General features: G+C 53.8%; 11 protein-coding genes. 8 read left to right on the forward strand and 3 right to left on the reverse strand.

Going from position 1 to position 16309, the window contains the following annotated elements; genetic code table 11:
• Positions 1-209: 209 nt before the first annotated feature.
• From FH871_RS29280 to FH871_RS29290, 3 genes are read right to left on the reverse strand one after another with little or no spacing between them, the layout of a single operon-like run.
• Positions 210-3749, reverse strand: coding sequence for a TonB-dependent receptor (locus FH871_RS29280; protein ID WP_229317691.1), 3540 nt, complete (start codon positions 3747-3749; stop codon positions 210-212).
• A gap of 27 nt (positions 3750-3776) precedes the next feature.
• A complete protein-coding gene (locus FH871_RS29285; protein ID WP_138994909.1) occupies positions 3777-4778 on the reverse strand; it encodes a FecR family protein in 1002 nt (333 codons plus the stop codon).
• Positions 4779-4835: 57 nt separating this feature from the next.
• A complete protein-coding gene (locus FH871_RS29290) occupies positions 4836-5507 on the reverse strand; it encodes a sigma-70 family RNA polymerase sigma factor (RefSeq protein WP_138994910.1) in 672 nt (223 codons plus the stop codon).
• 199 nt (positions 5508-5706) lie between these two features.
• Here FH871_RS29290 and FH871_RS29295 point away from each other — a divergent pair, with 199 nt between their 5' ends.
• From FH871_RS29295 to FH871_RS29330, 8 genes are all read left to right on the forward strand, one after another.
• Entirely contained in the window at positions 5707-6114 is a 408-nt protein-coding gene (locus FH871_RS29295) for a contact-dependent growth inhibition system immunity protein (RefSeq protein WP_138994911.1), read from the forward strand.
• 40 nt (positions 6115-6154) lie between these two features.
• Positions 6155-7222: a 6-bladed beta-propeller gene (locus tag FH871_RS29300; RefSeq protein ID WP_114404264.1), complete on the forward strand. Its 1068-nt coding sequence runs from the start codon at positions 6155-6157 to the stop codon at positions 7220-7222.
• A gap of 175 nt (positions 7223-7397) precedes the next feature.
• Complete coding sequence (locus tag FH871_RS29305) at positions 7398-8924, forward strand: c-type cytochrome domain-containing protein (protein ID WP_138994912.1); 1527 nt, start codon at positions 7398-7400, stop codon at positions 8922-8924.
• A 134-nt stretch (positions 8925-9058) separates the two neighbouring features.
• Positions 9059-12520: a DUF1553 domain-containing protein gene (locus tag FH871_RS29310; RefSeq protein WP_138994913.1), complete on the forward strand. Its 3462-nt coding sequence runs from the start codon at positions 9059-9061 to the stop codon at positions 12518-12520.
• 91 nt (positions 12521-12611) lie between these two features.
• Positions 12612-14060: a DUF1501 domain-containing protein gene (locus FH871_RS29315; RefSeq protein ID WP_138994914.1), complete on the forward strand. Its 1449-nt coding sequence runs from the start codon at positions 12612-12614 to the stop codon at positions 14058-14060.
• Between the two features lie 39 nt (positions 14061-14099).
• On the forward strand, positions 14100-14501 hold the full coding sequence (locus FH871_RS29320) for a nuclear transport factor 2 family protein (protein WP_138994915.1): 402 nt from the start codon (positions 14100-14102) through the stop codon (positions 14499-14501).
• 12 nt (positions 14502-14513) lie between these two features.
• On the forward strand, positions 14514-15107 hold the full coding sequence (locus FH871_RS29325) for a GNAT family N-acetyltransferase (protein ID WP_138994916.1): 594 nt from the start codon (positions 14514-14516) through the stop codon (positions 15105-15107).
• An 88-nt stretch (positions 15108-15195) separates the two neighbouring features.
• On the forward strand, positions 15196-16305 hold the full coding sequence (locus tag FH871_RS29330; RefSeq protein ID WP_138994917.1) for a mechanosensitive ion channel family protein: 1110 nt from the start codon (positions 15196-15198) through the stop codon (positions 16303-16305).
• The last annotated feature ends 4 nt before the right edge of the window (positions 16306-16309 follow it).

Consider the following 16309-nt stretch of genomic DNA (forward strand, 5'->3'; position numbering starts at 1 on the left):
CCCCAGCAGGGCGATTTTGCTCACTTTACTAACTATATGTTTCATTTTGAAAGTGCTTTTAATGGTTGAAATCTGGTATTCGGTACACGGTTTTCCGTTTACGGTAGCTGACGCGTGCTCATTTCGAAGCTCGCGTCACTCCCGGCGGGGAACCGCACCGTAGCGACGGCCCGGCGTAAACCGAATACCGTAAACTGAAAACCGTAAACCTACAGCCCAATCTGCAACCCGAACATGAACGTGGTCGGTTTGGGATAATTGTGCCAGATCATCCCTTGCGAGAACGCACTGTTGCTGTCGCCCTGGTTGGTCGGCGTTACTTCCGGATCGCCGATGATTTTGTCTTTCACCAGCAGGAAGAAGTTCTGCACGGTAGCATACGCCCGCAGGCGGTTCAGTTTGAGTTTGTTGGTTACAACACCCGGAAACGTGTACCCAAACAGCAGGTTCCGGCCCCGCAGAAACGAACCGTCCTTGATCCAGTAACTGTCTACGTTCAAGACATAACCGGCCCGCGTATCGCGGATTTCGGCAATCTGGCTGTTTTGATTCGTCGGCGTCCAGGCATTCAACACCGAGGTGTAGCTGTTGGCCAGCGCCTGCCGGTCTTCACTGGTCGAGATGTTCAGATCCATGACGTCATTGCCGTAGGAAAACTGCAGTTCCAGCGTCAGGTCAAAGTTTTTGTAGCGAAAGGTGTTGGAAAAAGCACCCCACGCTTTCGGGCTGCCGTTTCCGATGATGCTCCGGTCGGCATCCGTGATGGCGCGGTCACCGTTGACATCCAGGTACTTAATATCACCCGGCAACATCGTCAACCCATTTCGGTAGCTCACAAACCGGGCCGCTTCTTCGCGTTCCGCTTCACTCCAAACACCCACCCGGGTCAGCCCCCAGAACGATCCGACGGGCTCGCCCACCCGGATCACGTTGGTTGGATTCGTAAAGTTCGGGCCCCCCACGTTGAAGATGTCCGAAGGCGTCGCCAGCGACAAGACTTTGTTGCGGTTGAAAGAGATGTTGAAGGTCGAGTTCCACTGAAAACCGCCCGCGTCGATGTTGACCGTATTCAGACCAAGCTCAAAGCCTTTGTTCTGCATCGAACCCACGTTCCGGCGAATCGTGCCGTAGCCGCTCGTGCGCGGAACCGGCGCATCCAGCAGCATATCGGTGGTTTTGCGGTAGTAGTAGTCCGCTTCCAGATTGATCCGGCCTTTCAGCAAGCCCAGTTCCACACCAATATCCGTTTGGGCGGTTTTTTCCCAGCGCAGATCCGGGTTCGCCAGACGGCTGATCCCCGTACCCGACACCCGGGCATCGCCGTAGATGGTCGCGTAGTTCGAACTGAGCAGCGACAACGACGAGTAAGGTGGTATTTCGGAGTTCCCCGTCAGACCGAAGCTCGTCCGCACTTTCAGGTTCGAGATGAGGGCATTGCCTTTCAGGAACTCCTCTTCCGATGCCCGCCAGGCCAGAGCCGCCGAGGGGAAGAACGCAAATTTATGGTTGTTCCCGAATTTTGACGACCCATCGGCCCGACCCGTGAAGGTCACCAGGTATTTCTCCATCAGGCTGTAGTTGATCCGACCGAAATAGGAATTGAACGAAAACCGGGAGGCTCCCGAACTCACCGCCGGGTTGGTGGCTCCCGCGCCCAGGTTGTTGAAACCGAAGTAGTCCGTCGCAAAATTGCGGACGCTGGCACCAATCGTGAAGTAATTCGATTCCTGCCACGACACCCCCAACAGCGCATTGATGGCGTGTTTGTCGTTGATCTGTTTGTTATAGGTCAGGTAGTTTTCCAGCGACCAGAACGAGTCTCTGAAATTGTTGGCCGATGCCGTCCCGTTTGCGCCGATTTCCAGCGTCCGGGTGCTCGACTGGTTCACTTCCTGCGTCTGTACGTTGGCTCCCAAAACCGTCCGCATTTCCAGCCCTTTGGCCAGGCTGATGTTGGAGTACAGGCTTCCGGTGGTGGTTTGGGTATTCAGAATATACCGGCGACCCATCAGGCGGTGGTACGAACTCATCGTTCCTTCCGCAAACGGAAAATCCCGGTTGTTGGCAAAGGAACCGTCTTCGTACTGAACCGGCAGGAACGGAAAATCTTCCACAATCTGGCGGGCCACAGCGTCGTTGACATCCACCAGGTTCTCCGTCTGGTTGTTGTAGCTCAGCGTACCGCCCACTTTCAACCACGATTTTACCTGATCGTCGATCGTAAACCGGCCCGAATAGCGTTTCATGTACGAGGTTTTGAGCAAGCCCTGGTCATCGCGGAAGCCCAGTGAGATCGAATACTGCGTGCGGTCGTTGCCCCCGCTAAATCCTAACTGGTGGTTTTGCGAGAGTTTATTCTGGGTGGTTTCCTTGAACCAGTCGGTATCGTATTTCGGACTGCCGTCGGAATTCCAGACGCGGGGGTCGATCCGGCGCAATTTGGGGTTCAGATACGCCCATTTGCCAGCCGCCCACCCCGCCGGATCGTATTTTTCCATATTGGCCCAGGCCAGATCTTCCACGGCCATATACTGCCGGGAATTCAGCACCCGGGGTCGGTTGGGTCCGATGGTGTTCACACTGAAATCGACGTTATAGGTCACCTGACCTTCTCCCGATTTGCCTTTTTTGGTCGTCACCAGCACCACGCCGTTGGCACCCCGCGCGCCGTAAATGGCGGTCGAGGAGGCATCTTTCAACACTTCCACCGAAACGATGTCGTTCGGGTTGATGTAGTCGATGGCCGAGCTGAACTGGTTCTGGTTCCCCTGCGGCAGCATCACCCCGTCGACCACATACAGCGGGTTGTTCGACGAGTTGATGGAGCTAAACCCGCGAACGCGGATGGTGGTCCGACCACCGGGCCGACCCGAGTTGTTGTTGACCTGCACACCCGGCATCCGACCCGCCAGCGCCTGCGTCAGCGAAGCCGCCGGGCGTTCTTTCAATTCGGCTTCTTTCACGGAACCAACGGCCCCCGTCAAGTCGCTTTTCCGGGCCGTACCGTACCCAATGACGACAATTTCTTCCAGTACTTTGTCATCTGGTTTCAGCGAAACATTTATGGTCGTTGACGCCTTGACGTTCAGTTCCTGAGACAAATACCCCACGAAGCTAAAAACCAGCGTGGCACCATTGGCGGCTTCCGGAACGGAAAGCGAGTAATTGCCTTCCGCATTGGTCACGGTCCCGCGCTGGGTTCCTTTGATCACCACGCTAACGCCGGGCAGCCCTTCGCCGTTTTCACTGGAAACTTTCCCGCTCACCGTGAAGTCGGCCATGTTGACTGATGGCGTATTCGGCGAGAAAACCGGACTCCCTGCCGCAGTGGGTTCCTTCAACGAAACCGGTGTATTGACCGATTCCAGTGCCGGTGTGGCCGGAGCACTGGCTTTGGCCGGATTTTTAATGATGTAGTACGCCTGATTTCCCACTTTTTTGAACATCAGGTCATACGGTTTCAGCAGGGTTTCCAACTGCTTTTCCAGCTTCCCGGAACGGAGCCGAACGTTGGCCGGAACGACAATACCGTTCACCGTCGTTTCTTCAAACAGAATACTGACCTGATGCTGACGGCTTAATTCCGTCAACACTTCTTTCATTTTCTGGCCTGCCGCCGGAACGGTCTGAATCACCTCCGTCGATCGGCTCTGCTGCCGGGCCAGGGCAATCGGTTGCGCCTGCGTCAGCTGGTGACTGAGCACGACCAGCGAAACCACGGCCGTTTTTTGTAAAAATGAGATTACCATATTGCGTAGGTTTTAGGAATGGTAGGTTTAAGGGTGTTTAGGAGTAGTCAATTCAATATAATGGCGTTTTTTCACCACGTCGATCGTCAGTAATTCGGCTAAAATCTGGAACAGGTCATCGGCTTGCTCGGCCCGGAAATTACCGGCAATCCGCCGTTGCGCCAGTTTGGGTTCGGGCACCACGACCTTAATTCCAAACTGCTCCTGAATCTGGTTTGCGACCTCGGTAAGGGAAGTGTTGTCGAAGTAAAACCAGTGGTCTTTCCAGGCAACATAGGGGCGGGCAGTTTTGGTCTGGGTGAGCCGGTACCGGCCGGAATTGGCCACCGTCACCACATTACCCGGCCGCATATAAAGCTGCTGACCCTGCGGCAGATCCAGTTTCACCTTGCCTTTGCTGAGAAACACGCGTTTGCCTTTGGCCCGGGCATACACCACGAACTCGGTTCCCAGCACCTCGACCTGAAAACGATCCGCCGTCCGGACGATAAACCGCTGGTTGTTGACGGTATGCGTCACTTTGAATTCACCTTCGCCTTCCAGATATACCTCCCGTGTTTTGTTCCCAAAGCCAAACCGGGGAACGCGCAGGCTGGAATTGGCATTCAGCGTGACTTCCGTTCCATCCGCCAGTTTATATTCGCTGGTTTGTCCGAAGGCCGTCCGGTGGGTTTCATACAGGATTTGGGCCCGGAAAACGTAGGCACCCAGCAGGCCCAGCAAGGTAACGGAAGCTGCTATGCCCCAGGGAAGCCATTTTTGAAACAGGCCGGACCGGGAAACCGGCAGCACTTTCGATGGGGTTACGGTCGGCTGTTCGTCTTCCAGTACCCGCTGATACGCGGTCAGTGCTTTTTCGGCGTCTACCGAAAACTGGGGTCGCTGGCTTTCCCATTCATCCAGGTAGTGGTAATAGGCTTCGTGGTTGGTTTCGTCCGTCAGCCATTCTTCGAGGTATTTTCGCTGGATCGCCGTCGCTTTTCCATCGAAAAAGTCGAATACAATGCGTTTTATCAGTAAAGGTTCCATAGCAGATTCAAATTTTGCCGGTTAGTCAACTGGAGAAAGAAGGGTGTCATCGGCCCATCAGTAAGCGCAGGTAACCAGCCCCAGCAGCAGACTGATGAACCATTCTCCTTTCAATTCCTGACGTAACTGGTTGAGTGCCCTGATCATCAGTTTCTCGACGGCACTGTTGCTGATCTGCATTTCCTGCGCAATTTCCAGGTACTTTTTCCCTTCAATCCGGCTCAGCAGAAACGCCCGCTTGCACTGCGGAGTCAGGCTCTGGATGGCGTCTTCAATTTTCTGGTGCAGTTCGCTGTAATGCAGCACCTCGTCGGGTTGCAATGCCGGTGATATGCCCTGGGTGTGCAGCGTATCCAGCGAATCGGAAGGATGCAGTTCCCACCGCAGGTAGTTGTAGGACCGGTGTCGAACCGTCTGGTAGAGATACGCCCGGTAAGACGTCGTTATCCGTTCAAAGACGCGGTCCTGCCAGAAAGCCGTGTAGACTTCGGCCACCAGATCCTCGGCCACTTCTTTGGAGTAAACGAACCGAACCGCGTGGTTGACCAGATTGGTGTAATACCGCCGGAACAGCAGTTCGCAACCACGCTTCGGATCCTGAGCGAAGAGTTGTCGAAAGATCAATTCGTCGTCCGTCACTTTGCCGGGCTGAAGCGGCTGGTGGCTTCCCAAAAAACGCGGCAAAGAATCTCCGCTATTTTCGGTATCGTCTAAGGGTACTTGTTGCATGCAGCGTGTTGCTAAACCAGGTGGTATTTAACATAGACAAGTTTGCACTTTATTACCTCACATGGTGGATGAAAAATAAATTTTTAGTGTTTTTTTCACCATTCCCCGCGATTTTCCGCCAATAAAAAAGATACCTTTACACGTACAGAAGCGGTTGCGGGCGCGATAAATTTGCGGTTGGAAACGTCTCCTGTCTGACATGAACCGTACGGAAATGGAGGAAAACTGGCAACAGCAAACCCTTGATAATCTGGAGAAAACAAGTGGAGAAGAACCGGATTTTGGCGACAACCGGAGTCAGAAAATTTACGCCCTGCGGCAGACGCCCCTGAACCAGTTTAGCACGGAAGACATCCGGCTGCTGATTGCCGAAGGAATTTCGCTGCCGTACCTGATTCCACTGGCGCTTGAAAGGCTCACCAAAAACCCGTTTGCCGAAGGAGAATTTTACCCCGGCGATCTTTTTCAGAGTGTTCTGAACGTCGATTTGAATTTTTGGTTGACAAATCGCCCGTTTTGGCAGTATATTCACCAACTTATTATAAACAATTCGTTCGAACTGGAAGACCGGGGCATCAATCCGGAGCGGTTTCTCGAATTGTCGTGAACTAAACCCCCAATTCCCTAAACCTTTTGTAATTGACCTTATGAATTCACAACCTGTAAACCGGCGCACGTTTCTTACGAAGGCCACAGCCGCAACTGCCGTCGGATTAACGATTCCCCATATTAATTTCGGTGCCCAACCCAAAGCCGATGAAAAAACCGTTGGACATGGTTCGCACCGCTACCGGGTCGTGCCAAACTGGGGCGTTCTGGATGCGGGCAAAAACCCGGTCAACGACTGCCACGAAATGGTGGAAGATGCCAAAGGCCGCCTGATTCTGCTGACCAATGAGACGAAAAACAACGTCATCATTTACGATAAATCGGGTAAACTGCTCGAAACCTGGGGGACAACATACCCCGGTGCCCACGGCCTGACGCTGGCCAACGAAGGCGGAGAACAATTCCTGTTTATTTGTGATAATAACCGGCATCAGGTCATCAAAACCGACCTGAAAGGCAAAGAACTGCTGAAAATCGATTACCCGAAGGAAACCGGAAAATACGATTACCCGACGCAGTTTACCCCGACCGAAACCGCCATCAACCCCGCCAACGGCGATATTTACATCGCCGACGGCTACGGCCTGAATTACATCACGCAGTATGACGCCAAGGGCAAATACATCCGGCACTGGGGCGGTAAAGGCTCCGAAAACGGTCAGTTCGATTGCTGCCACGGCATTCTGGTCGACACCCGCAACAAAGCCAATCCGACCCTGCTCATTACCGACCGCCGTCACAACTGCCTGAAGCGGTTTACGCTCGATGGCAAATACCTCTCGACCATTGCCTTACCCGGTTCGTATATCTGCCGCCCGGTTTTGCACGGTGACATGATTTACGGCGCGGTGTTCCGCAGTACGTCCGATGCCTACCCGAACTCGGGGTACATCCAGATTCTGGATAAGAACGACAAGGTGGTTTCCACGCCGGGCGGTTCGGCACCGGTTTATAAAGACGGTAAACTGGAAGAACAGCGGAAAGACACGAGCTTTACGGGCTTCATGCACCCGCACGACGTTCTGGTCGATGGCGACGAAAACGTGTATGTACCGCAATGGGCTTCTCAAAAAACCTATCCGGTGAAACTACAGCGCGTTAGCTGATAAAATCGGCCGTTGTTGCAAGCACAAACGTTCACAATGACGGCGTGCTTCCTGAACTCAACCTTACCGTTTGCCGGGCCGGAACTCATTTCGGTCCGGCTTGAAATCATACGCGTACTCGTCAGGCTCTGCTCAGGCCGACGTTCCTCCCAAAATTGAACATCTGATTGATTCAATGACTCCTTCTATTCTCTTACAGGCTACGGCACCGCAACCCTCCGAGTGGGCTTTGTTCTTCGGGCATTTCCACCCGCTCATCGTCCATTTGCCGATCGGTTTTCTGCTGATTGCGGGCCTGCTCGAACTGGACCGGCTGACGCGTCGCCAAACCGTTAGTTCCCATACGATTACGTTGATTTTGTTCTGGTCGGCCGTCAGTGCCACGATGGCCTGTATTTTCGGTTATCTGCTCTCGCTGGGCGGTGGCTACGAAGAAGAAACGCTGAACAACCACATGTGGGAAGGCATCGGGGTGGCGGTTTTTGCCTGGGTGGCCTGGGCCATCAAACACGAACGAATTGGCCCCAAAATCCGCTTTGGCCCCTTGTTGTATTACCCCGCGCTGGGCGTAGCGGTTTTGCTGTTGCTGGCGGCTGGTCACGAAGGCGGTTCGCTCACCCACGGTTCCGACTTCCTGACCCAACACACCCCGGAACCCTTCCGGTCGCTGGCAGGCATTCCGCCCCGCGAGGAAAGTGTGGAAGATACGAAGCCCATTGAAGACGTCAATCAGGCGATGGTGTATCAGCAGATTGTCCATCCGATTCTGAAAAGCCGCTGCATTCAGTGCCACAATCCCGAAAAATCGAAGGCCGATCTGCGGCTGGATTCGCCCGAAATGATCAAAAAAGGAAGCGAAGACGGCGCGGTTCTGGTTGCCGGTAAAGCCGACCAAAGCAAACTGGTTAAAGTGTGTCTGTTGCCGGAAGAGGACGACCACCACATGCCGCCCAAAGGCAAAACCCAGCTCACCGAAAATCAAATCGCGCTGCTGACCTGGTGGATCAACGAGGGCGCACCATTCGACAAAAAAGTAGCCGAATTGAAAGTATCCGACAACATCAAACCGGCCCTGGCCGCGCTGGGAACGGGTGGCGGAAACGTGGGCGGTGAGCAGGTTGCAACCGGTCCGGCTCCCGAGTCGCCGGTGTTGACGATGAAACTGCCAGCCGCTGATCCGAAGGCCATCGAGGAGTTGAAAAAAGCCGGTTTGCTGGTTTTACCGTTGTCGAAAGAACAGAATCAACTGGAAGTCAGCGCGGTCAACGCCCGGGCGTTCAGCGATGCACAGGCGGTTTCGCTGCCGAAACTGAGCCAGCAAATTGTCTGGCTGAAACTGGGGGATACGGAAATTTCGGACGCGACGCTGGCGCAGGTGGCCCAGTTGAAAAACCTGCAAAAACTGCACCTGGAACAAACGAAAGTGACCGACGCCGGTTTGAAAAGCCTGAAAAATCTGCCGTATCTCGAATACCTGAATCTGTACGGAACCGCCGTGACCGACGCCGGACTGGCCGAACTGGCCGGTATCAAAAATCTTAAAACCGTTTACCTCTGGCAAACCAAAGTGACGGACGCGGGCGTGGCGGAATTGAAAAAAGCATTGCCGGGGCTGGAAATCAACATGGGGTTGGGCGAGAATTCCATTGCGGCCTTTACCAAAGCGGATTCGGCCAAAGCCGAAAAAGAAAAAGCGAAGTGAGGACTCCTTTCGGACGAAACACTGTTTTTGGCAAGGATATAGCACTTTTTTAAAGCCAAATTGGTTTATTTCTTTACAAACCCGGTTGATTTTCGTAAATTCATTGTGTTTTTCCCTTAAACCCCTTTGTTCGTATGCGTCATTTAACCGACATACGAGTTCAATCCTTCCTGCTTAGCGCAGCCATCGGCCTGTTTTCGATAGCCGTTGGGAGCTCGTGTGAAACGAGCGTCGAAAAACCGGCCGAACTGCTGGCGATTGAAAGCAAATTGCCCGAAAAAGTCGATTACAACCTCCATATCAAACCCATTTTATCCGACCGTTGCTTTGCCTGCCACGGACCGGATAAGGCCAAGCAAAAAGCCGGTTTGCGCTTGGACATCGCCGAAAGTGCCTACGAAGCCTTGGCAGAAAGCGGTAAAAAAGCGATTGTCCCCGGTAATCTGGCCAAAAGTGAAGCCTATCACCGCATCATTTCCGACGACCCCGAATACCGGATGCCAACGCCGGAGTCCAACCTCATTCTGACAACGGAAGAAAAAGCCTTGCTCGTGCGCTGGATTGAGCAGGGGGCCGAATACAAACCGCACTGGTCGCTGATTGCGCCCCAACTGGCGGAGGTGCCGAAAGTCAAAAATGAGAAATGGGCCAAAAACGAGATTGATTATTTTGTCCTCAAAAAACTCGAAGAGAAAGGTTTATCGCCCAATGCCGAAGCGGACAAAGCGACCCTGCTGCGCCGGGTTTCGCTGGATCTGACCGGTTTGCCGCCGACGGTGGCCGAAGTGGATGCGTTTCTGGCCGATCAATCACCGGATGCGTACGAAAAGGTGGTCAACCGCTTGTTTAGCAGTCCGCATTATGGTGAACGTCAAGCCGTTGAGTGGCTGGATGCGGCCCGGTATGCCGACACGCACGGCTACCAGGACGACGGTTTGCGCACGATGTGGCCCTACCGCGACTGGGTGATTCGGGCGTATAACAAAAACCTGCGGTTCGACAAGTTCATCACCTGGCAACTGGCGGGCGATATGCTGCCGAACCCGACGAAAGACATGCTCCTGGCCACGGCTTTCAACCGCAACCACCAGCAGAGCCAGGAAGGCGGGATTGTGGATGAGGAATACCGGGTGGAATACGTCGCCGACCGCGTCAATACGTTCGGGAAAGCGATGCTGGGCATGACCGTCGAGTGTGCGCGCTGCCACGACCACAAATACGACCCGATCAGTCAGAAAGATTACTATTCGCTGTTTGCGTTTTTCAACAACAACAACGAGCGCGGCCAGATTCCGTACAACGGCGAACCCGCCCCGACGATCACGCTCACCTCGTCGGAGGTCGACGCCAAATTGAAGTTCATTCATCAGAAAATCAAACCGTTACAGCAGCGACTAAATCCCAATCGCCCCGAATACCAGCAGGCTTTCGGGCAGTGGCTGAGCCAGGCGGAACAAAAGCCAAGCTCGTCCGTCAACGTTGGTCTGGTGGCGCATTACACCTTTGACGAAGCCGATCGGCGGGATTTTAAAGCCTACGAAAGTTCGGAGGAAAAGAAACTGAAAGACGCCGAACGGAAAAAGGAAGACGAGCTCAAAAAGAAAGAGGAAGAACGACGTAAAAAACTGGGACTGCCGGAAGTGAAGAAGCCCGCCGTTCCGAAAACCCGCGAAGAACTGGAAAAAGACCCCCGCAATGCTTTCTGGAATCAGGTGAACGACACGCTACCCGCGCGTTTGGCCGGCGACCCGGAAAGTTTCCCGTATCAAATCAAGGGAAAAGTTGGGATGGCGCGGTATCTGAAGGGCGACAGCAACATTGAGTTGCCCCGGAAAGTCGGCTTTTTTGAGCAAAATGAGCCGTTTTCGGTGAGTGCGTGGTTCAACGTGGCCAAGCCGGGTCTGGAAGGGATGCTGATGGGCAAGTCAAACGGGCCTTTCGACGGAAACCGGGGCTACGAAATTGGTTTGCTGGAAGATGGCCGGTTCAAACTTACGATCAACCACGTCTGGCCCGACAACAGCCTCGATGTGGAAACCGTCGCCAAAATCCGCTACAAACAATGGTTTCACCTGACCATGACCTACGACGGCTCGGGCCGGGCGGGCGGCATTAAACTCTATCTAAACGGACAACCGACTCAACTTCAAGTCATTACCGACCATCTGGTTCACAGCATCGACCGCGGAAAAAATGGCAAAAACTGGTCCGGTTCGCCGTTCCTGATTGGCCGCATCCACGATCATTACATCAAAGATTACGCAATTGACGAACTAAGGATTTATAACCGCACCCTGACCCCGCTGGAAATTCCGAAACTGGCGGGTCAGCCAGACGCGCTAATGACGGCTTTGTTTACGCCAGCCGCCAAACGGACGGCGGCACAACGCGCCGGTTTGTATACCTATTACGTTACCACCCACGACTCGACGTATCGAAAAGCCTTTGCGGAATTTCAGAAAAACCGGGCGGAAGAAGTGATGCTGTACAACAATTCCGATCAGGTGATGGTGATGAAAGAGCGGAAATTTCCCCGAAAAACCTTTCTGCTCAAACGCGGTGCCTACGATGCGCCCGGCGAAGAAGTGACGCCCGCAACACCTGAACAGTTTATGCCCTTCCCGGCGGACTATCCAAAAAACCGCCTGGGATTGGCCATGTGGTTACTGAATCCGGATCATTCGCTGTTCAGCCGGGTGATGGTCAACCGGTTCTGGCAGCAGTATTTTGGTCAGGGCCTGGTCAAGAGCAGCGATGATTTCGGGAATCAGGGCAACCTTCCCTCCCACCTCGAATTGTTGGATTTCCTGGCCGTTCGCTTCCGGGATGGCGCCGGACGGGCGGGCATCTGGAATGCCAAAGCCTTGCAGAAAATGATTGTGATGTCGGCCACCTATCGCCAGTCGTCGGTGGCGGATGCCAAAAAGCTGGAAGCCGATCTGGACAATTCGCTGCTTTCGCGTGGCCCGAGCTACCGGATGTCGGCGGAGCAGGTTCGCGACAATGCCTTGGCTGCCAGCGGTTTGCTATCCCGGAAAATTGGCGGCACCAGCGTACTCCCGTATCAACCTTCGGGTATCTGGGAAGCCCTGGCCACCCGAAATGCCATCAAGTATGAACAAAGTCACGGCGACAGCCTCTACCGCCGAAGCTTGTATACGATCTGGAAGCGGTCGTCACCGCCCCCGATGATGCTCAATTTCGATGCGGCCGAGCGACACACCTGCATCGTGAAACGGCAGAAAACCTCGACGCCCTTGCAGGCCCTGGTGACGCTGAACGATCCGCAGTTTGTGGAAGCTGCGCGGGTGTTGGGGCAAAAAGCATTGGAGAAGGGACTGCGGGATGAGCCGTTGATCAGTTATGTATTTAAAGCCGTAACCAGCCGCCCGGTTCGGCCCGCTGAAGTGGCCCTGATGAAGCAGTTGTATACCGAAGAACTCGCTGATTTCAGGAAAAACCCCAGACGGGCAGCCGAATTGTTAAGTGTGGGGGAATATCCGGTCGATAAAACCCTGCCGACTGCCGAGCTGGCCGCCTGGACGGTGGTGACCAGCACCATTATGAACGTTGACGAAGCGATTATCAAACGATAAAACTCAACTCTGATTAGCTTTGAGAAATAACTTTTGTGACACAGAGTTTATCAGGGAGCATCAGAGGTGATCAGAGAAAAATGAGAAGGCTATGAACAACCTGGAAGACGAACTGCACGATCAATTGAGCCGCCGGACCTTTCTGGGCAAAACCAGCGCCGGTTTGGGAGCCATTGCCCTGGCATCCCTGCTCAATCCGACGAAAGGGTTGGCTGGCAGCGAAGAAAACCGCGCGCCGGGAAAACCGCACTTTTCGCCCAAAGTGAAGCGGGTGATTTATCTGTTTCAGAGCGGAGCGCCCTCGCAGTTGGATTTGTTCGATTACAAACCCAAACTGGAAACCATGTGGGGCCAGGATTTGCCCGAATCCATCCGGAAAGGCCAACGCCTGACGGGAATGACTTCCGGACAAAGCCGGTTTCCGCTGGCAGCTTCCAAGTTCAAGTTTGCTAAACATGGCCACAGCCAGATGTGGGTCAGTGAGTTGCTGCCCTATACCTCCCGGATTACGGATGATTTGTGCTTTATTCGTTCGATGAATACCGAAGCCATCAACCACGATCCGGCGGTGACGTTTTTCCAAACCGGTTCGCAGCAGGCCGGACGGCCTTCATTTGGTTCCTGGGCCAGTTACGGGCTGGGTTCCGACAACCAGAATTTACCGGCCTTTGTCGTACTGCTCTCAAAAGGGCGCGATGGCGATCAGCCCTTGTATGCCAAGCTGTGGAGCAACGGTTTTCTGCCTTCGGTGCACCAGGGCGTGGTTTTCCGCTCCGGCCCCGACCCGGTGTATTACCTCAACAACCCGCCGGGCATCGACAAAACCAGTCGTCGGCGGATGCTGGATTATTTGGGAAAACTGCATCAGGAACAATACAAACAGGTGCTGGACCCGGAAATCAACAACCGGATGGCGCAGTACGAAATGGCGTACCGGATGCAGACGTCGGTGCCCGAAACCCTCGACATTTCGAAAGAACCGGATTATATCTTTGACCTGTATGGCCCCGATTCCCGCAAACCGGGAACGTTTGCCGCCAATTGCCTGCTGGCCCGGAAGCTGATCGAGAAAGACGTCAAGTTCGTGCAGTTGTATCACCAGGGCTGGGATCAGCACGGGAATTTACCGAACGACATCAAGATTCAGACGAAAAGCGTCGATCAACCGTCGGCGGCTTTGATCATGGATCTGAAACAGCGCGGACTGCTCGACGACACGCTCGTGATCTGGGGCGGTGAGTTTGGCCGCACCAATTACTCGCAGGGCAAGCTGTCGAAAGAAAATTACGGTCGCGATCACCACCCGCGTTGCTTCACGGTCTGGATGGCCGGTGCGGGCGTGCAAAAAGGTATGGTGTATGGCGAAACCGACGAGTTTGGGTATAACGTAGTCAAAGATCCCGTCCACGTCCACGACTTTCAGGCCACGATTCTGCACCTGATGGGCGTCGATCACGAGAAGCTGATTTTCAAACACCAGGGACGGCGGTATCGACTGACGGATGTGCACGGAAAAGTAGTAAAGCCGGTTTTGGCGTAATCCTTCCTATCTTTGCGCCAAACAAACCCATTCGAATCAATGACCGCTCTCGACGTTGTCAAAACTTATTACGATTGCTTCAATCAAAAAGACTGGAACGGCATGCTGGCGCTGGTCCACCCCGACATCCGGCACGAACCCAATCAGGGCGGAGCGCGCATTGGTCTGGAAAAATTCACCGACTTTGTTCATCACATGGACGAATCGTACGATGAAAAATTGACCGATCTGGTTTTCTTCACCGAACCGACCAATAACCGCGTTGCCGTTGAATTTGTAGTGAACGGCATTTATAAAAAGGCCGAAGACGGTTTGCCCCCGGCCACCAACCAGACCTACGTCGTTCCGGCAGCGGCTTTTCTGGAAGTGTCTGACGAAAAAATAACCCGTGTAACGACCTATTACAACCTGCCTCAGTGGATTCAAGCGGTTTCACACTAAAAACCGCATCGCATGCAATCGCTTTCTTTTCTGACGCAAAAAGGACCGGAAATCGAATCGGTTTTTGATGATCTGGCGGCTTTGCGGATTGCGGTTTTTCGTGACTACCCGTATCTCTACGAAGGCACGATCGCGTACGAAAAAGACTACCTGAAAATCTACGCACAAGCGGAGCGGTCCTTTCTGTTTGCCGTATACGACGGATCAAAAATGGTCGGAGCCACTACCTGCATCCCGTTGCGGGACGAGACCGCCGACATCCGGTTTCCTTTCGAACAGGCTGGTTTTGAACTGGATGCGATCTTTTATTTCGGTGAAAGCATTTTGCTCCCGGCCTATCGGGGGCAGGGGTTGGGCCACCGGTTTTTCGACGAACGGGAAGCCCACGCCCGCCGTTTTGGCACGTTCAAAACAACCTGCTTCTGTTCCGTTGAACGCGAAGAAAACCATCCCGCCAAACCGCTCGATTACCGGCCTAATGATGCGTTCTGGCTCAAAAGAGGGTATCACAAAGAACCGTCTTTGCGGAGCAGCCTCGCCTGGCCCGACCTTGGCGAAGTGATTTCGACACCCAAACGGATGGTGTACTGGATGCGGGCGTTGTAAGGGCACGCTGCTGAAAAATCTTTCCCAAAACCGGGCAACAATTTCTATCTCTGGCTTCTTTTATAGGTAACTCCTCGATTAGTATACCATGAACTGGACGGATTTTTGGGATAATTTTAGTCAGATCGGCACGGAGATCGATCGCTGGCTGCGGCACAACCGGAAAATTTCCGGCTGGCTTTTGTTGGCCGTGGCCGTTGGGGCCGGGTTGCTGGTCAATATGATTGTGGCGCAAACGATCCGGATGATTCTCCGCCGTCGCCATGTCGAAGCGTTGGGTTTTCTGCGTCAGTACGTCCGGAATGCCTTTTATTTTTTCGTGCCTTCCCTGTTTTTCCTGATCATCACCAACATTCAGGAGCGTTCGTTTCAGCGGTTTCCGTATGCCTCCAAAGCCGCCGAAGTTGCCTTTGTCATCACCACCACCTGGCTGGTGGTGCAGCTTTTGAAAGTCCTGGAGCGGCTCATTATCCGCCGGTATGACACGGCCAGCGATGTGAATCTGCACCAGCGGAAGTTCGTGACCCAGATTGTTTTTGTCCGGCAACTTGTCTCCATTCTGATCATTGCCGTTGGTTTTTCCGTGTTACTGCTGTCGTTCAATGGCGGGCGAAAAATCGGGTTAAGTTTCCTGACTTCTGCCGGGATCGCGTCGGTCGTCATTGGTTTTGCCGCCCAACGCACCATCGCCAACCTGCTGGCCGGTATTCAGATTGCCTTCACGCAACAGATTCGGGTCGAAGACGCCGTGGTGGTGGAAAATGAATGGGGCCGGATTGAAGAAATCAACCTGACAAACGTGGTGGTGCGGGTTTGGGACCGCCGTCGGCTCATTCTGCCCATTACCTATTTCATCGAAAAACCGTTCCAGAACTGGACCCGGTCGAACGCGTCGGTATTGGGAACGGTTCTGCTGTATCTGGATTATAATGTCCCGGTCGATCGCATTCGGGAGAAGGCGAAAGAACTGGTTGAAAACAATCCGTTATGGGACCGGGAAGTTTGTGTGGTTCAGGTGACCGACACCCAACCGACCTGCGTCGTCATCCGCATCCTGACCTCCTCGCGCAACGCCCCGGAAAGCTTCGATCTGCGGTGTTTTCTGCGGGAAAATATCATTGCTTTTCTGCGGGATGCGTACCCCGAAAGCCTGCCCCAAACCCGGTTTCAGTTTACCGAAACGGCCCCATCCATCTGATGGC

Origin of the sequence: Larkinella sp. C7, assembly GCF_006149005.1 — a bacterium.
In the GTDB taxonomy this organism is placed as follows: domain Bacteria; phylum Bacteroidota; class Bacteroidia; order Cytophagales; family Spirosomataceae; genus Larkinella.